Source organism: Streptomyces sp. NPDC020681 (assembly GCF_044334895.1).
GTDB lineage: Bacteria > Actinomycetota > Actinomycetes > Streptomycetales > Streptomycetaceae > Streptomyces.
On record NZ_JBIRTX010000001.1, the window covers coordinates 519,567 to 537,119 of the forward strand.

The window sequence follows — 17,553 nt, forward strand, 5'->3', positions numbered from 1 at the left end:
TCGTGCTCCTTATGCGATGGTGCGGCGAGCCGCTGCCTGAGTGATCCGGTCGAACATGACTCCGAGCAGGACGATCGCGAGCCCGGCCGCCAGCCCCTTGCCATAAAGCTGTCCCTGCGAGAAACCGGCCACGACGTCGTAGCCGAGGGCGCCTGCTCCTACCAGGCCGCCCACCACAACCATCGACAGCACGTAGATCAGGCCCTGGTTGGTCGCGAGCGTCAGGGCACTGCGTGACATCGGCAGTTGAACCTTGGTGATGATCTGCCAGGTGTTGCACCCGGCGGACGTCGCCGCTTCGACGGTGGTCTGGGGCACCGCCCGCACGCCGTCGGCGATGATCTTGATGGCGACCGGCGCCGCATAGACGACGGCGGCGACGATGGCCGTGAACCGTGTCGCGCCGAACAGCGCGAGGAACGGCACGAGATAGACGAACGGCGGCATGACCTGCGCCGCGTCCAGGGTGGGCCGCAGCAGCCGGTCCACCAGCATGCTGCGCCCCATCCACACCCCGAGGACGACACCGAGCAGCATCACCAGCACCGTCGCGACCGCGGTCGACGCCAGTGTCGTCATGCCGTCCGACCACACGCCCGTACCGACCAGCAGTCCCACGCACACGGCCGTGGTGACCCCTGCGCGCCGGCCACCGAGCACCGTGCCGACTCCGATCAGAGCCGCGCCGACAAGCCACCACGGGGAGTCGGTCAGCAGGGTCTGGAACGGATTGAGCAGGCCGTTGGTGATGGCGTCACGGAAGGCGTTCGTCAGGCCCGACAGGTTGTCCTGCGCCCAGGTGGTCACGGCGTCCGCCGCCTTGGCGATGGTGCTGCCGGTGCTGCCCTCGCCGGGGAACTCGGCCGCCCACATATACGTGTGCGACAGATACGCCAGCACCGCCGCCGCCACTCCGCCGCCCACCAGCAGATGCCGCCGCCACTTGAGGAAGGGGCTCTTCGAGCGCCGGGCGGCCTCCGCCCGTCCGCTCGCCGCGGTGGTGACCCGGTCCAGCACGATGGCCATGACGACGATGGCGAGACCGGCGTTGAACGCCGTGCCGACGTCCAGTGACTGCAGGGCCTGGACAACGGTCTTGCCGAGGCCGGGTGCGTCGATCAGGGCTGCGATGGTGACCATGGCCAGGGCGGCCATGATGGTCTGGTTGACGCCCATCACCACGGTCCGCTTGGACATCGGCAGCAGGACCTTGAGCAGCGCCTGCCGGCGCGTGGCCCCCATCGAGCCGGCCGCCTCGACCGTCGTCTCCGGTACGGAACGGATGGCGTGCGCGGTGATGCGGATCGCCGGCGGTGCCGCGTAGATCAGGGTGGCGATCGTGGCGGAGGCAGGGCCGATGAGGAAGAACAGGGTCAGGGGGGCCAGGTAGACGAAGGTCGGCATCGTCTGCATGAAGTCCAGGAAGGGCGTCACGATCTTGTTGACCCGGTCCGACAGCCCCGCCCACACACCCAGTGGAATCGCGAACAGCAGCGCCACGAAGACCGCTGAGAGGGTCAGCGACAGCGTGTCCATGCTCTCCTGCCACAGACCCTGCAGCCCCAGGAAGGTGAAGCCGGCCACGGCCAGGAGCGCGACGCGCCAGTTGCCCACCGCCCACGAGACGTACCCGGTCAGGCCGACGACGCCGAGCCAGCCGATCTGCGGCACCGGTCGGTCGCCTGACGGCTGCGAGACCAGCTCCTGGACGAAGGTCACCAGGTTGTCGATGACCAGGCGGATCTCGTTGAAGAAGTACAGGAAGAGCGGGTTGGAGTTGCGGTTCGCGCCGATCGAGTCGTTCACGTCGTTGAACCAGCGGTGCAGATCGGTGAGGTCGGCCGCGGCCAGTGTCAGGGTCTGCTTTCCGCGCAGTACGGCGAAGAGCACCAGCCAGACGACCAGGATCGCGGCCAGCACTGTCCGGCGGCTGATCCTGCGCGCGCTCGCGACGGGCGGCGCGGCCCGCTCCACCGTCTCCGTCTTCTCCGGTTTCTCCATGGCGACGGTCATCGCATGTCGCCTTCCTGTCCGGCGACCACCGCGAGGATCTCCTCGTCGCCGACGATGCCGAGCAGCTTGCCGTCCTCGACGACCTTGATCGGCTTCTCGGCCGCGAGCACCGCCCGGGTGGCCTCCCGCACGACGACGTCCGGGCCCAACTCGGGCCCGTCCAGCGGGTCGTCGGGCTCGGCGGGACGCATGATCCACCGCAGCGTCAGTACGTCGCCGCGCGGCACGTCCTTGACGAAGTCGCGCACGTAGTCGTCGGCGGGGGCGCCGACCAGTTCGTCGCCGGTGCCGCACTGCACCATCTTGCCGTCGCGCATGATGAGAATGCGGTCGCCCAGCTTGAGCGCCTCGGAGAGGTCATGGGTGATGAACACCATCGTCTTGCCGACCTCGTGGTGCAGCCGGATGACCTCGCTCTGCATGTCACGGCGGATCAGCGGGTCGAGCGCCGAGAACGGCTCGTCGAAGAGGAGCACGTCCGGATCGCCGGCCAGCGCGCGGGCGAGACCGACGCGCTGCTGCATACCGCCGGAGAGCTGGTCGGGGTAGGCGTTCTCGTAGCCGGCGAGGCCGACGAGTTCGACGACCTCCAGCGCCCGCTTGGTGCGCTCGGCCCTGCCCATGCCGCGGATCTCCAGCCCGAACGCCACGTTTTCGACGACGCGGCGGTGGGGCAGCAGCCCGAAGTGCTGGAAGACCATGGAGAACTTGCTGCGCCGCAGTTCGCGCAGCCGCTTGTCGTCGGCGTCCCGGATGTCCTCGCCCTCGAAGACGATCTCACCGGCGGTGGGTTCGATCAGCCGGGTAAGACAGCGCACCAGGGTGGATTTGCCGGAGCCGGACAGGCCCATGACGACGAAGACCTCACCGGGCGCGACCTCGAAGTTCACGTCGCGCACGGCGGCGGTACATCCCGTGCGGTCCATCAGCTCGCGGCGCGTGAGCCCGCACAGCTCCTCGGAGTCCGGTACCTGGTCCGCCTTCGGCCCGAACACCTTCCACAGCTTGCGCACGGATATGACCGGCGTGGGTGCCGCGTCCTCGGGAGTGCCGCGTCGTCGCAGCGCCTCGGTCTGTGTTGGCGTCATGGTCGCCCTCTTTCGGCGTTCAGCCGCGGAACCAGTGCTGCGGCCGGGGTTGGATGTTCTGCCAGATGTGCTTGGGCTCCCGGTACTCGTTCAGGCCGGTCGGTCCCAGTTCCCGGCCCACGCCGGAATGCCCGAAGCCACCCCATTCCGCCTGCGGCACATAGGGGTGGTAGTCGTTGATCCACACCGTGCCGTGGCGCAGCCGCCGGGCGACCCGCTGGGCCTTCCCGGCGTCCTGTGTCCAGACGGCTCCGGCGAGTCCGTACTCGGTGTCGTTGGCGATGCGTACGGCGTCGCCCTCGTCGGTGAAGCGCTCCACGGTAAGAACGGGTCCGAAGGACTCCTCGTGCACCACCCGCATGTCCTGCCGGCATTCGTCGAGCACGGTGGGCGGGTAGAAGTGGCCGTTCGCCAGGGCCGGTTCATCGGGGCGTTCGCCACCACAGCGCAGTACGGCACCTTCGGCCAGTCCGGCCGCGACATACGCCTCGACCTTCGCCAGGTGCTGCGCGGAGATCAGCGCTCCGGTCTCCGCCTGCGGATCGAAGGGGCCGCCGAGGCGGATCTGCCGGGCACGGCGGACCACCTCGTCGACGAAACGGTCGTGCAGTGAGTCCTCGACGATCAGCCGGGCGCCGGCCGAGCAGACCTGCCCGGAGTGCAGGAAGACGGCCGTGAGCGCGAAGTCCACGGCCGACTCGAAGTCGGCGTCGGCGAAGACCAGGTTGGGGTTCTTGCCGCCGAGCTCCAGCGCGACCTTCTTCACGGTCGCGGCGGCGGTGGCCATGATCCGCCGGCCGGTGTCCAGGCCGCCGGTGAAGGAGACCATGTCGACGGCGGGGTCCTCGGAGAGCGGGGCACCCACCTCGGGCCCGGCACCCAGGACGAGATTGGCGGCGCCGGCCGGCAGCCCGGCCTCCTGAAGTGCCTTCATCAGCAGGATCGAGGTGGAGGGGGTGAGTTCACTGGGTTTGAGGACGATCGTGTTGCCCGCGAGGAGGGCAGGGGCGACCTTCCAACTCGCCTGGAGCAGCGGGTAGTTCCAGGGGGTGATCAGTCCGCACACGCCGATCGGCTCGTACACGACACGGCTTACGGCGTCGTCGCGGCCGGTGTCGATCACGCGGCCGGCGTCGGTGCCGCCGAGCCCGCCGTAATAGCGGAAGCAGGAGGCGACGTCGGCGATGTCGTACTCGCTCTCCACCAACCGCTTGCCGGTGTCCAGCGACTCGGCGCGGGCGAACTCCTTGGCGTCGCGCTCGAGGATGTCGGCGGTGCGCAGCAGCAGCGCGCCGCGCTCGCGCTCGGGGGTGCTCGGCCAGGGTCCTTCGTCGAAGGCCCGGCGGGCCGCGGCGATGGCGGCCTCGGTGTCGGGACGCGTCCCTTCGGACACGGTCGCGGAGAGCGTGCCGTCAGCGGGGCAGCGGATGTCCCGGTGACCTCCGGCCACCGGATCCCGCCATTCTCCGGCCACGTACAGGTCTGCCACGTCGGAGCCCTTCGAGTAAGCTTCGTTGCGCATTACGCACCGTATTGCTTGTGGTGGAACACTCTGGAGAAGGCTGGAACCCACGTCAAGTGGTTGGGGGATGTCGGTTTGGCCAAGCCGACGACTGCGAGGACACCTGGTCCACAGGCCGTATACAGCTGATTTCCGATCCGAGCGCGAACGGAAAAATCTGCGTTACGGCAGTCGGTCGAGCAGAGCGCGACGCCACCGCTCGGTCTCGGCGATCTGGTTGAAGGTGAAGAGGTGCAGGCCGGCCACTCCCGCCGCGGGCGTGGTGAGCGCCTCTGCACCGCGCGCGAGCAGCCGCTCGGGCGAGTAGCCGCCGGGGGTCACAAAGCGCAGGAACCAGGAGGGATGCCGGGTCAGAAAGCGAGTCGACTCCCCCACGCCGATCTTCGTCGCCATGGACAGCAGCTTCGCCCGCTGCACCGGCCCCGCGACACCCACGTACACAGGCAGGGCGACGTTTCGGCGGCGTATCCGGCCCACCCAGTCGCCCAGCACGCGCGGGTCGAAGCAGAGGTTGCTCACGATGTACGTGGCGTGTGCCCGCTTGTCCCACATCGCCTGGATGGCGAGGTCGTCGTGGATGAGCGGATGACTCTCGGGGTAGCCGGTGACGCCGACCTCGGCGAAGGGGCTGCCCAGCTCACCCATCCTGCGCAGTACCGGCAGCGCCCCGTCGTAGGCTCCGGCCGGCGGATCGGCGTCGCCCGCCGGGACGAAGACGTCGTCGACGCCCGACCCACGGAGCCGGTCGATGACGTCCTTGAGGTGGGCGTCGTCCCGCAGCAGGCGCGCGGGCACGTGCGGGACGACGCGGTAGCCGTGCGCGGCGAGCCGGGTGGCGAGGTCGAGGGTCGGTTCCAGGCCCTTGACCGGCGACGCCGTCACGGTGACGACGACGTCGCGCGGGACATGGGCGAGGACCTTGTCCTCGGTCGCCTTCGCGGGCAGCACCTCGTAGCGGACGCTGTCCAGCAGCACGCGGAAGCCTGCGGCGCCCAACGCTTACCCGGCCTGCTGCTGGGCGTCGCGGTACCGGTAGTACGCGGCCTTGGAGGGCGGCAGCGGTTCCTTGTCGAGGATGAGGTCCGCCGCCCTTTCCGCGATCATCATCACCGGCGCGTAGATATTGCCGTTGGTGACATAGGGCATCACGGACGCGTCGACGACACGCAGACCCTCCACGCCGTGCACGCGCATGCTGGTGGGGTCAACGACGGACATCGCGTCGGTGCCCATCTTGCAGGTGCACGAGGGATGCAGGGCGGTCTCGCCGTCCTTGGCCACCCAGGCGAGGATCTCCTCGTCGGTCTCGACGGACGGCCCGGGCGAGATCTCCCCGTCGCTGTACGGGGCCATGGCAGGCTGGTCGAGCAGCTTGCGGGCGACCCGGATCGCCTCGACCCACTCGCGGCGGTCCTGTTCGGTGGACAGGTAGTTGAAGCGCAGCGCCGGGTGCTCGTTCGGATCCCTGCTCTTGATCTTCACCGAGCCGATGGCGTCGGAGTACATGGGCCCGACGTGCACCTGGTAGCCGTGTCCACCGGCGGGCACGGAGCCGTCGTAGCGAACCGCGATGGGCAGGAAGTGGAACATCAGGTTGGGGTAGTCCACGTCCTCGTTACTGCGGGCGAAGCCACCTGCCTCGAAGTGGTTGGTCGAGGCCGGGCCCTTGCGGAAGAGCCACTGCAGGCCGATGAACGGGGCGCGCCACTTCGCCAGGTACGGCTGCATGGAGACGGGCTGTTTGCAGGCGTACTGGATGTACACCTCCAGGTGGTCCTGCATGTTCTCGCCGACGCCCGGCAGGTCGTGGACGACGTCGACACCGAGCGCGCTCAGTTCCTCGGCGTTGCCGACGCCGGAGAGCTGAAGCAGCTGGGGGGAGTTGATCGCGCCGCCGCAGAGGACGACTTCGCGGGCGCGCACCTGCTGGGGCGCGCCGCGACCGCGCCGGTACTCGACGCCGACGGCACGCTTGCCCTCGAACAGGACGCGGGTGACGAGGGCGCGCGTCTTGATCGTGAGGTTGGGGCGCTTTCTGGCGGGCTTGAGATACGCCTTCGACGCCGACAGGCGACGTCCGCGGTGGACGTTCCGGTCGAACTTGGCGAAGCCTTCCTGCCGGTAGCCGTTGACGTCGTCGGTGGGAGCGTAGCCCGCCTCCTCGGTGGCCTTGAGGAAGGCGTCGAAGAGCGGGTTGGTGGCCGGGCCGCGTTCGAGGACGAGGGGGCCGTCGTGGCCGCGGAACTCGTCGTCCGGGTCGGCCGCGAGACAGTTCTCCATCCGCCGGAAGTACGGCAGACAGTGCGCGTAGTCCCAGTTCTCCATGCCGGGATCGGCGGCCCAGCGCTCATAGTCCATGGGGTTGCCGCGCTGGAAGATCATGCCGTTGATACTGCTGGAGCCGCCCAGCACCTTGCCGCGCGCGTGGTAGACGCGCCGGCCGCCCATGTGGGGCTCGGGTTCGGACTCGTACTTCCAGTCGTAGAAGCGGCTGCCGATCGGGTAGGTCAGCGCCGCGGGCATGTGGATGAACACGTCCCACGGGTAGTCGGGGCGACCGGCCTCCAGCACCAGCACCCGGTTGCCCGGGTCCGCGGAGAGCCGGTTGGCCAGTGCGCTGCCGGCCGATCCACCACCGACGATGACGAAGTCGTACTGCTGGGGAGCCATGGTGCCTCGTCTCGCTCGCTCCGTAGATACGCGCGGCATGCTAGTACGAGTATCGCCATGCGCACCAGGTTGCGAACAGCGCAACTTGTAAAGCGCGTGCGTCAGCCCTGTGACCTGGGCCGGTGCCCTTGTTCTTTACTGCGCGTATAGTTTCGCTGTGAGCAACTACAGTCCAGATAACGAAACGACAGGTTCGCCCGCCGGTGGAGTACAGTCCGTCGACCGCGCCATCAACGTCCTGGAGATCCTGGCCCAACGCGGCGAGGCCGGCGTCAGTGAGGTGGCCGCCGAGATCGACGTTCACAAGTCCACCGCGTTCCGCCTGCTCGGCGCCCTGGAAGCGCGCGGCCTGGTGGAGCAGGCGGGCGAGCGCGGCAAGTACCGCCTCGGTTTCGGCATCGTGCGCCTCGCCGGCGCGGCCACCGGACGTATCGACGTCACCCAGCAGAGCCGCCCGGTCTGCGAGCGTCTCGCCGAGGAGATCGGCGAGACCGTGAACCTCGCAGTGATGCAGGAACGCTACGCGATCAACCTCTACCAGGTGCGCGGCCCGGGTGCCGTCACCGCGCACAACTGGGTCGGCCAGCTGACCCCGCTGCACGCCACCTCGAGCGGCAAGATCCTTCTGGCCCACATGCCCGTCCAGGAGCGCACCGCACTGCTGGCCGAGGTCGGCCTGAAGAAGATGACCCCGCGCACCCTGACGGCGAAGACGAAGCTTGAGAAGAATCTCGCCGAGGCCCGGGAGCGCGGCTACTCCTGGACCCTCGAGGAAATGGAGTTGGGGCTCCACGCCATGGCCGCGCCGGTCCGCAACCGCGACGGAGACGTCATCGCGGCCCTCAGCGCCTCCGGACCCGCGTACCGGCTCACCGAGGAGCGCATGCACGCACTCGCTCCGATGCTGGTCGAGGGCGCGCACGAGGTCAGCCATCGCATGGGCTACCTGGGCTGAGACCGTGTGCCGCCGGCGACATCGACGTCGGCTGCCGAGCACCGGCCCGCAGGGAACCGGCCCGCAGGGAACTGCCGTTACTGCGACTGCACCGCCCCCAGACGCTCCTGGACAAAGGCGTGGAACTCGCCGATGTGGTGCTCGCTGGGCACCAGGACGCCGCCCTTGGCGTACAGCCGGGAACTCATCGCGGGCTGACAGCGCTCGCATGCGTCGAAGTCCTGCCGGTTGACACGATCGAAGAGCTCCACCGACCGGCTGACGTCCTTACCGCTCTCGACGACATGCTTGAGGTAGAGCCAGTCGCACTCGACGATCGTGCGGTCCGCGGCGACCGGGTACATCCGATGGAAGATCACGTGGTCGGGCACGAGGTTGATGAACACCTGTGGCCTGACGGTGATCGCGTAGTAGCGGCGGTCCTGATCCTCGGTGACCCCTGGAAGGCGGTCCAGCCCCTCGGAGCCGTCGACGGTGAAGCCCTTGATCTCGGTGCCGAACTCCGCGCCGTGCCCCACGTAGTACTGAGCGGCGTACCCGTCGGCGAACTCCGGGAGCACCTCGGTCAGTTCCGGGTGGATCGTCGCGCAGTGGTAGCACTCCATGAAGTTCTCGACGATGAGCTTCCAGTTCGCCTTGACGTCATAGACGATCCTCCTTCCGACCTCTAGGTTCTCGATGCCGTAGCGCTCGATCGTCTCGGCGTCGCCGAGACGTGCGACCACGTCCTGCACAACCTCGTCGAACGGGGGCGGGTCTTCCGCGAGGCACACCCACACGTAGCCGAGCCACTCGTGCGTCGCCACGCTCACCAAGCCGTACTCCGTGCGGCCGATGTCGGGCATCTTGGTGAGGTTGGGCGCTGCGACGAGTTTGCCCGTCAAGTCGTACGTCCAAGCGTGGTAAGGGCACTGGAAGGCGCGCTTGACCTCGCCGGTCTCCTCCGTGCAGAGCTTGGCCCCGCGATGTCGGCAGACGTTGAAATAGGCGCGTATGGAGTTGTCCCGTGCGCGGGCGATCAGGATGCTCTCGCGGCCCACCTCGACAGTCCGGAAGGCGCCGGGCCTGGCCAGGTCGGAGGCGCGCGCAGCGCAGAACCACATTGTCTCGAAGATGCGCTCCTGCTCCTGGGAGAAGATTCCGGGATCCGTGTAGGAGGAGCCGGGGAGGGTGGCGATCAGGCTGTCCGGCAGGTCGGTCGAGGTCACAGTGCACTCCTCGGGGTGCGTCATGGATCGGGTCATTCACACGCCGGGAAGAGCGGCACCGGACGTCGTCTTGCCTGGAGCAGGGCTGAACGCCATACGCAACGGCAGCAGGAGATGCCGTGCGGTCAGCGTCAGAATGCCGCGGTTGCGAGCTGCTTGCGCCAACGCGTGAACAGCCGTGGCTGGTTCATCCCGAGCGCGGCGACCGGGTGCCCGGCACGCCGGTAGACGGCCAGGACGTTGCGGTCGTCCGGGGCGCCTTCCTCGATCGTCACGCTGTCGGCGCCGGCCGCGTGACCGACGAACTGGATCTTCACCCCGTACTGGTCCGACCAGAAGTACGGCGGACGGGGCACGCCCGGTTCCGCCGAACCCGACGACAGCAGCACGGCCACAGCCGCATCGGGCCGCTCGCGCGCACCCGTCCAGTGCTCGACGCGGCGATGAGCACCGGCACGGGGGTCGTACCAGTTGGCGCAGTCACCGACCGCTACCACGCCCGCCAGGCTGGTGCGGCCGTCCGCACCGCATGTGACGCCGTTGTCGAGCGCGACGCCGGATCCCTCCAGCCAGTCGACGCACGGGCGTGCGCCGACGCCCACGACGACGATGTCCGCGGGGACGGTGCGGCCGTCCTCCAGCAGGACGGCGTCGACCCGGCGCTCGCCGCTCAGTCCCTTGACGCCCACGCCGCACAACAGGCGTACGCCGTGGTCTGCGTGGAGGGCGGAGACGATGCCGCCCATGGTCTCGCCGAGCGGTCCGGCCAGCGGCGTCGGCGCGGCCTCGACGACCGTCACGTCGAGGCCGAGAGCGCAGGCGGTGGAGGCGACCTCGGCGCCGATGAATCCGCCGCCGATCACGACCAGCCGTCCGCCCAGGGCCAGTTCGTTCCGCAGTGCGCGGGCGTCGTCCAGTGTGCGCAGGGTGTGCACACCGGCCAGACCGTCCGTGCCCGGCAGCGTGCGCGCGGTCGCGCCGGTCGCGATGACGATGCCGTCGGCCCGGACCTCGCGGCCGTCGGCGAGCCGCACGGCGCGGTGAGCGCTGTCGAGCCCAGCGGCGCGGGCGCCGAGCAGCCACTCCGCCTGCAGATCCTCGTCGTCCGACTCCAACGCGAGGTCGGCTTCACCCATGCCGCCGGTGAGGTACTCCTTGGACAACGGCGGCCTGTCGTAGGGGCGATGGGACTCGTCGCCGATGATGACGAGGCGTCCGTCGTAGCCCTGCCCGCGCAGCGAGCGGGCGGCGGACAGTCCGGCGAGCGAGGCGCCCACCACGGCCACGGTCCTCACGCAAGACCTCCGGCGAGCCGGGCCGCGATGCACGGCGGCAGGTTGGGAGCGTCGGTGGACAGCTGGACGTAGACCATGCCGTCCTCGACGAACACCTGATGGGTGCGCACCGGGCGCTTGGCCGGCGGAGCGTCCACGGCCCCGGTCCGCAGGTCGAACTTCGAGGAGTGCAGCGGGCATTCCACCTCACGACCCTCCAGCCAGCCGTCGGCGAGCGAGGCGTCCTGGTGGGTGCAGGTGTCGTCGATGGCGTAGACCTCGCCGCCATCGGTATGGAACACCGAAACCGGCGGATCGATGTCGAGCCGGAAGGCCTCACCCCGCGGCAGATCCACGAGACGACACACGGGAATCATCATGACACCTCGGTGCGTATAACGGAACGGATTGCGGTGAACGCAACGCCAGTTTGAGGGCGGCTCCGAACCCTGTCAAGACATCCAGAGGACGGGCCGCCCCGTAACGCGGCGTTGCCCAGAGCGAAACCTCACGCATGACAAGCAACGCATCGCGCCAGGGAGTCCGCGGCGGCGATCAGTGTTCATTCGACCTGCTCAAGGCGTGCGCAGGCCGATGCGTGAGGGACTCACGGGCACGAGGAGACCTCGCGCCGCGGTCAGAACCCGCGGTCGATCCACTCCTGGAGATGCGGGGCCTCGGCGGCGATGGTGGTCGTCTCTCCGTGGCCGGTATGGACGACCGTGTCGCCGGGCAGAGTCAGGAGCCGGTCCCGGATCGAGTCGACGATGGCGCCGAAGTCGCTGTACGACCTCCCCGTGGCCCCCGGCCCACCCGCGAAGAGCGTGTCACCGCTGAAGAGCGCCTTCAGGGCCGGCGCATACAGGCAGACCGCCCCGGGGGCGTGGCCGGGTGTGTGCAGCACGGTCAGCTCGACACCCGCCACCGTGACGACCTGCCCGTCGGCCAGTGCACCGTCGGGCGCCCGCTCGGGGTGGGTCTGCTTCCACAGCGGCAGGTCGTCCGCATGGAGCAGGATCGGAGCACCGGTGCGTACGGAGAGTTCGGGCGCGGCGTCGATGTGGTCGTTGTGGGCGTGTGTGCACACGATGGCCCGCAGGGTGCGTCCGCCGAGCACTTCGGCGATCGCCTCGGCGTCGTGTGCGGCATCAATGACGACGGCCTCGGTGTCGTCACCGATGATCCACACGTTGTTGTCGACGTCCCAGGTGCCACCGTCCAGGGAGAACGTGCCTGAGGTGACAAGGTGTTCGATGCGGGTGCCTGCCATCAGAAGACCACCACCGAACGCAGCACGTCGCCGCTGTGCATCCGCTCGAAGGCCTTCTCGACGCCGTCGAGGGCGATGGTCTCCGTCACGAACGCGTCCAGGTCCAGTCGGCCCTGCAGATACAGGCCGATGAGCATCGGGAAGTCACGGGAGGGCAGGCAGTCGCCGTACCAGGAGGACTTCAGTGCGCCGCCCCGCCCGAAGACGTCCAGCAGCGGGAGTTCGAGCTTCATCTCCGGCGTCGGCACGCCGACGAGGACGACTGTGCCGGCCAGGTCGCGGGCATAGAAGGCCTGTTTGTACGTTTCCGGACGCCCGACCGCCTCGATCACCACATCGGCGCCGAAGCCGCCGGTCAGCTCGCGTACCGCCGCCACGGGATCGCCCTGCCTGGAGTTGACCGTGTGGGTCGCTCCGAGCTTCATCGCGGTGTCGAGTTTCCGGTCGTCGATGTCGACAGCGATGATCTTGGCGGCTCCGGCGAGCCGGGCACCGGCGATCGCCGCGTTTCCCACCCCGCCGCAGCCGATGACGGCCACACTGTCACCGCGTCCGACGTTGCCCGTATTGATGGCAGCACCGATACCCGCCATCACTCCGCATCCGAGCAGGCCGGCAGCGGCCGCCGATGCCGCCGGGTCGACCTTGGTGCACTGCCCCGCCGCCACCAGAGTCTTCTCCGCGAACGCGCCGATACCCAGAGCAGGAGACAGCTCGGTGCCGTCGGTCAGGGTCATCCGCTGCTTCGCGTTGTGGGTGTTGAAGCAGTACTGCGGCCGTCCCCGCCGACAGGCCCGGCACTGCCCGCAGACGGCACGCCAGTTGAGGATGACGAAGTCACCCGGAGCAACGTCGGTGACACCGTCCCCCACCGACTCCACGACACCCGCGGCCTCGTGACCCAGCAGGAAGGGGAAGTCGTCGTTGATGCCGCCCTCGCGGTAGTGCAGATCGGTGTGGCAGACCCCGCACGCCTCGATCTTGACCAGCGCCTCACCCGGACCCGGGTCGGGGACGATGATCGTTTCCAGGCTGACGGGGGCACCCTTCCCCCGCGCGACAACAGCACGGACATGGTGAGCCATGGCTACTCCTCAGCTGGTACGAGACTCAAGTCGATCGTTTCTCATTGCGGTACGTATCTCACGTACCGCAACAAAGCATCATGGAGGGGCGAGCGGCGGTCAAGGATGTTGCCGCTCAAATCAGGGCAGTCTGCGGGACCGGGGCCGTGGCTGCGAGACCCCAGCGGGCGGTCACCCGCACCGCGTCGACCGTCGAGGCCACGTCGTGTACGCGAACACACCAGACGCCCTGCACGGCGGCGAGGACGGACACCACGGAGTGGGAGCCCCATGACTCGGCCGGGCCACGCCGGTCATGCGACACCGACCGGGGCCACGGTGGTGGAGAGCTGCGTTCGTCGCGACCCTGCACGCGCAGCGAGCGAGGCGCCCACTACGGCCACGGTCCTCACGCAAGACCTCCGGCCAGCCGGGCCGCGATGCACGGCGGCAGGTTGGGAGCGTCGGTGGACAGCTGGACGTAGACCATGCCGTCCTCGACGAACACCTGATGGGTGCGCACCGGGCGCTTGGCCGGCGGGGCGTCCACGGCCCCGGTCCGCAGGTCGAACTTCGAGGAGTGCAGCGGGCATTCCACCTCACGACCCTCCAGCCAGCCGTCGGCGAGCGAGGCGTCCTGGTGGGTGCAGGTGTCGTCGATGGCGTAGACCTCGCCGCCATCGGTATGGAACACCGAAACCGGCGGATCGACGTCGAGCCGGAAGGCCTCACCCCGCGGCAGATCCACGAGACGACACACGGGAATCATCATGACACCTCGTTGCACATAGAGAAACTAGCTTCAACTTACGCAACGAGTCTGAGGGCGGGTCCGGAGCCCTGTCAAGGCACAGGAAAAGCCAACGAACGGCAACGGCCGGGCTGTGCGGCACGGGGTGGCAGTCACCTGGGGAACGCGCCGGAAGTGCCCCTCAGCGGGCGATCGCGGGCACGGGGGCATGAACCCCATGCAGTTGGACGAACTGATGGGCTGGGCCTGCGCCGCAGCCGGAGTGCCCGGCATGACGGTCTCCTTGCAGGTGCGCCACCACCGACCCAGTCCCACTGGAGACTCCCTGCGGGTCTACGCCCGGGTCACGGGCACCGAGAGCCGCAAGATCTTCGTGGACGGCCCGATCAGCGCTGAGGCAGATCCGTCGGCCATCGCGGTCACCGCGGAGGGTGTCTTCGTCTCGCCCGTCCCCGACCGCACCCGCGCCCTGTTCCCGACCACCCAGTGGCACCCTGTCCGGGCCGATTCGGGAGTGGCACGCGGAGCTGTCGCTAGAAGATTCCCTGGCCCGGGCCCAGCACACCCCGCGGGTCGTACCGCCGGCGGGCCGCCGCGAGGGTGGGCCAGGTGGGGCCGAAGTGGCGGCGCCAGTCCGGCTTGGTGAAGGGGATGGAGCCGACCGGGTAGCGGTGGCCGCCTGCCGCGCGGGCGATGTCGTATGCCGAGCGGTTGGCCTCGAGGAGGCGGTCGATCGTCGTCGGGTCGTCGGGCGGCGTCGCGCGCAGGATGGCGAAGAGGTAAGGGACGGGCCCGTCCGGCATGCGGAGAAGGGGAGCGGTGAACCGTTCGCGACGCAACGGGTAGAGGAGGACGAGGCCTGGGCCGACGTCGTCGGGGGTGAGGGAAGCGAGGATCTCGCGGGTGACGTCGGCCGTTCTGGCGCCGGGGAGCAGGAGGTTGACCCAGGGGTGCGCCCAGTACCAGAGGCCCGACTCCTTCAGGTCCGCGACGACGGGCGCGAGGCGGTCGAGGAAGTCGTAGTACGGCAGGTCGGTGATCTGCGCGCCCTGCGCGTCGTGCCGAAGCCCACGCAGGAGGACTGCGTCGTCGGGAGCGCCGCCGACGGGCGGGCCGTAGGCGACGGCCTCGATGACGCCGTTGCGGAAGAGGCCGGAGTCGTCGGCGGTGACCTGGCCCTCGACGTAGTCGAAGCGTTCGTCCTCGGCGAGGAGGCGCTGGTCGTCCAGGTAGGTCCGCAAGTCGTCGTACGGCAGGAGGTAGTGACGTACGGACTCCGGCGCCGCCACCAGCCGCAGCGTGGCGCCCACGATGATCGCGCACTGCCCGAGCCCGGCGCGCACCGCCTGGAACAGGTCGGGGCGCGTCTTCGCGGAGCAGCGCAGCAACTCCCCTGCCCCGGTGACGACTTCGAGCACGACGACGTTGTCGACCTGTGCGCCGTGCCGGTGCGACTGGCCGCCGATGCCGCCGACGGACAGCGTGCCACCGACCGAGAGTTCGAGGTAGTCGGTGAAGACGGGTGGCGTCAGGCCGTGGGCGAGGGTGGCCTTGGCTACGTCGCTCCATGTGGCGCCAGCGCCGACGGTGACCGTTGAACTGCCGGTGTCCACTGTGCCGATGGCGGCGAGCGGCGCGGTCTCGACGACCAGACCGCCGTCGACCTGGGCCTGCCCCAGCGTGGCGTGGCCCTGGCCGCGTGCGGCGACCTGGATGCCGTGCTTGTTGCAGAACCTGACCATGGCGACGACGTCCGCCACGGAGCCCGGTCTGAGCACCGCGGCCGGGGTGCGGTGCACGATGTGGCCGTAGTCATCGGCGGCGGCGGCGCGGGACGCCGTATCCGTGAGGAGCGTTCCGTCGAGGTCGGGTACGCCCGCGAGTCCGGACGCGTCGGAATCGGAGGCGGACGCCGCCCAGCTCCGGGTGAAGGGGTCGAAGCCGATGACGGCGGCTCCTGCGACGGCGAGGCCGCGTAATGCGGCTCGTCGGGACGGACGGTGGGACATGACACCCCCAGTGGTTCACGGATTCTGTGCGTCTGCGCTACGTCAACGGACTTCGGTACGGGCGAGTTCCGCTGCGACTCGCCGGAATCAGTACGCCACCGTCAAATCACCCCCTAACAGCGCATCACAGACACTCCTCGTTCCAACCCGTCGAACCCCTGAAGCACGTCCTTGGCGAGCCAGCATGGAGGCCGGACGGATAGCCTGGCTCCGAACTATGTTGTCCCGCCACATGTGCGCCTGACCTGCGTGTTTCTACGGTGTGCCGAAACATACCCGTCCCCACCGCACACGAGGAAGTGGCGCACATGGCCTCCGCAGCATCCGCTCCACCGACGCCGAGCAACCTCAAGCGCATCGTCGCCGCCAGCCTCATCGGCACCACCATCGAGTGGTACGACTTCTTCCTCTACGGGGCGGCCGCCGCCCTGGTCTTCAACGAGTTGTTCTTCCCGGGCTCCGATCCGCTCGTCGGCACCCTGCTCTCCTTCCTCACCTACGCGGTGGGCTTCGCCGCCCGGCCGATCGGCGCGCTGGTCTTCGGGCACTACGGCGACCGGCTCGGCCGCAAGAAGCTGCTGGTGCTCAGCCTGCTGCTGATGGGCGGGGCGACCTTCGCGATCGGGCTGCTGCCGACGCATGCCACCATCGGCAGCGCCGCGCCGGTGCTGCTCACCGTGTTGCGGCTGGTGCAGGGCTTCGCTCTCGGCGGCGAGTGGGGCGGGGCCGTGCTGCTGGTGTCGGAGCACGGGGATGCCAAGCGCCGTGGCTTCTGGGCGTCCTGGCCGCAGACCGGCGCGCCCGCTGGGCAGTTGCTGGCAACCGGCGTGCTCTCCGCCTTGACGGCCCTGCTGTCGGACGCGGCCTTCGCCTCATGGGGCTGGCGTATACCGTTCCTCCTTTCCGGCGTGCTGGTGATCGTCGGCTTGTGGATTCGTCTCTCTGTCGATGAATCTCCGGTCTTCAAGGCGGCGCTGGCACAGGCCGAGCAGCGCAAGGCTGCCACCGAGCAGGTCGAGAAGATGCCGCTCGTGGCCGTCCTGCGACATCACTGGCGCGATGTGCTGGTCGCGATGGGCGCGCGCATGGCGGAGAACATCAGCTACTACGTCATCACCGCCTTCATCCTGGTGTACGCCACGACCGCCGTTGACCTGAGCAAGCAGACCGCACTGAATGCTGTACTCATCGCCTCGGCCGTGCACTTCGCCGTGATCCCGGCCTGGGGCGCGCTGTCGGACCGCATCGGCCGGCGGCCCGTGTATCTCATCGGCGCCATCGGCGTCGGGGCCTGGATGTTCCCGTTCTTCGCGCTCATCGACACCGGCAGCTTCGGCAGTCTGCTGCTCGCCGTCACGGTCGGGCTGGTGCTGCACGGGGCCATGTACGCGCCCCAGGCGGCCTTCTTCTCCGAGATGTTCGCGACGCGCATGCGCTACTCCGGGGCGTCCATCGGCGCGCAGTTCTCCTCGGTCGCCGCCGGAGCACCCGCGCCGCTGATCGCGACCGCACTGCTCAAGGACTACGACTCGTCGACGCCGATCGCCCTGTATGTCATCGCCGCCGCACTCATCACGGTGGTGGCCATCGCCTGCGCCCAGGAAACCCGGCACCGGGATCTGAACGCGGTCGACACCGAGGTTCCGCAGGACGCCCCCGCACCGGCTCCGGCGGATGCGCGAACCGTCTGAAACGAAAGACACCCAAGGCCGTATGGACCGCGCGGGCT

15 protein-coding genes are annotated in these 17,553 nt (G+C 68.9%); 3 read left to right on the top strand and 12 right to left on the bottom strand.

Going from position 1 to position 17,553, the window contains the following annotated elements; genetic code table 11:
• Positions 1-9 precede the first annotated feature (9 nt).
• From ACH4YL_RS02055 to betA, 5 genes are all read right to left on the bottom strand, one after another.
• Positions 10-2,013: an ABC transporter permease gene (locus ACH4YL_RS02055; protein ID WP_398503843.1), complete on the bottom strand. Its 2,004-nt coding sequence runs from the start codon at positions 2,011-2,013 to the stop codon at positions 10-12.
• Positions 2,010-3,101 (bottom strand): glycine betaine/L-proline ABC transporter ATP-binding protein, encoded by a 1,092-nt coding sequence (locus ACH4YL_RS02060; protein ID WP_398503844.1) that lies wholly within the window; start codon positions 3,099-3,101, stop codon positions 2,010-2,012. The genes ACH4YL_RS02055 and ACH4YL_RS02060 overlap by 4 nt, the downstream gene beginning before the upstream one ends.
• A 19-nt stretch (positions 3,102-3,120) precedes the next feature.
• Positions 3,121-4,590: an aldehyde dehydrogenase family protein gene (locus tag ACH4YL_RS02065; RefSeq protein ID WP_398504374.1), complete on the bottom strand. Its 1,470-nt coding sequence runs from the start codon at positions 4,588-4,590 to the stop codon at positions 3,121-3,123.
• A 195-nt stretch (positions 4,591-4,785) separates the two neighbouring features.
• The gene (locus ACH4YL_RS02070; RefSeq protein ID WP_398503846.1) at positions 4,786-5,619 is read right to left on the bottom strand and encodes a 5,10-methylenetetrahydrofolate reductase; all 834 of its coding nucleotides are present in this window, start codon (positions 5,617-5,619) and stop codon (positions 4,786-4,788) included.
• 3 nt (positions 5,620-5,622) lie between these two features.
• Complete coding sequence (betA, locus tag ACH4YL_RS02075; RefSeq protein WP_398503848.1) at positions 5,623-7,293, bottom strand: choline dehydrogenase; 1,671 nt, start codon at positions 7,291-7,293, stop codon at positions 5,623-5,625.
• Between the two features lie 157 nt (positions 7,294-7,450).
• Here betA and ACH4YL_RS02080 point away from each other — a divergent pair, with 157 nt between their 5' ends.
• A complete protein-coding gene (locus ACH4YL_RS02080) occupies positions 7,451-8,248 on the top strand; it encodes an IclR family transcriptional regulator (RefSeq protein ID WP_398503850.1) in 798 nt (265 codons plus the stop codon).
• 77 nt (positions 8,249-8,325) lie between these two features.
• On the opposite strand, the gene ACH4YL_RS02085 is transcribed toward ACH4YL_RS02080, so the two are convergent.
• The 6 genes from ACH4YL_RS02085 to ACH4YL_RS02110 form a co-directional block, all read right to left on the bottom strand.
• On the bottom strand, positions 8,326-9,456 hold the full coding sequence (locus ACH4YL_RS02085) for an aromatic ring-hydroxylating dioxygenase subunit alpha (RefSeq protein ID WP_398503852.1): 1,131 nt from the start codon (positions 9,454-9,456) through the stop codon (positions 8,326-8,328).
• Between the two features lie 131 nt (positions 9,457-9,587).
• Positions 9,588-10,751, bottom strand: a complete 1,164-nt coding sequence (locus ACH4YL_RS02090; protein ID WP_398503853.1) for an NAD(P)/FAD-dependent oxidoreductase — start codon at positions 10,749-10,751, stop codon at positions 9,588-9,590.
• A complete protein-coding gene (locus tag ACH4YL_RS02095; RefSeq protein ID WP_398503855.1) occupies positions 10,748-11,110 on the bottom strand; it encodes a bifunctional 3-phenylpropionate/cinnamic acid dioxygenase ferredoxin subunit in 363 nt (120 codons plus the stop codon). Before ACH4YL_RS02095 ends, ACH4YL_RS02090 begins: the two co-directional genes overlap by 4 nt.
• Before the next feature lie 257 nt (positions 11,111-11,367).
• The gene (locus tag ACH4YL_RS02100) at positions 11,368-12,000 is read right to left on the bottom strand and encodes an MBL fold metallo-hydrolase (protein ID WP_398503857.1); all 633 of its coding nucleotides are present in this window, start codon (positions 11,998-12,000) and stop codon (positions 11,368-11,370) included.
• Positions 12,000-13,085: an S-(hydroxymethyl)mycothiol dehydrogenase gene (locus ACH4YL_RS02105; RefSeq protein WP_398503859.1), complete on the bottom strand. Its 1,086-nt coding sequence runs from the start codon at positions 13,083-13,085 to the stop codon at positions 12,000-12,002. Before ACH4YL_RS02105 ends, ACH4YL_RS02100 begins: the two co-directional genes overlap by 1 nt.
• A gap of 388 nt (positions 13,086-13,473) precedes the next feature.
• Entirely contained in the window at positions 13,474-13,836 is a 363-nt protein-coding gene (locus ACH4YL_RS02110) for a bifunctional 3-phenylpropionate/cinnamic acid dioxygenase ferredoxin subunit (protein WP_398503861.1), read from the bottom strand.
• A 187-nt stretch (positions 13,837-14,023) separates the two neighbouring features.
• On the opposite strand from ACH4YL_RS02110, the gene ACH4YL_RS02115 reads away from it, so the two are divergent.
• Positions 14,024-14,461, top strand: a complete 438-nt coding sequence (locus ACH4YL_RS02115) for a PaaI family thioesterase (RefSeq protein ID WP_398503863.1) — start codon at positions 14,024-14,026, stop codon at positions 14,459-14,461.
• Here the strand turns inward: ACH4YL_RS02115 and ACH4YL_RS02120 are convergent.
• The gene (locus ACH4YL_RS02120; protein WP_398503865.1) at positions 14,349-15,824 is read right to left on the bottom strand and encodes an FAD-binding protein; all 1,476 of its coding nucleotides are present in this window, start codon (positions 15,822-15,824) and stop codon (positions 14,349-14,351) included. The two genes, ACH4YL_RS02115 and ACH4YL_RS02120, sit on opposite strands and share 113 nt — an antisense overlap.
• Before the next feature lie 308 nt (positions 15,825-16,132).
• On the opposite strand from ACH4YL_RS02120, the gene ACH4YL_RS02125 reads away from it, so the two are divergent.
• Positions 16,133-17,515 (top strand): MFS transporter, encoded by a 1,383-nt coding sequence (locus tag ACH4YL_RS02125; RefSeq protein WP_398503866.1) that lies wholly within the window; start codon positions 16,133-16,135, stop codon positions 17,513-17,515.
• The last annotated feature ends 38 nt before the right edge of the window (positions 17,516-17,553 follow it).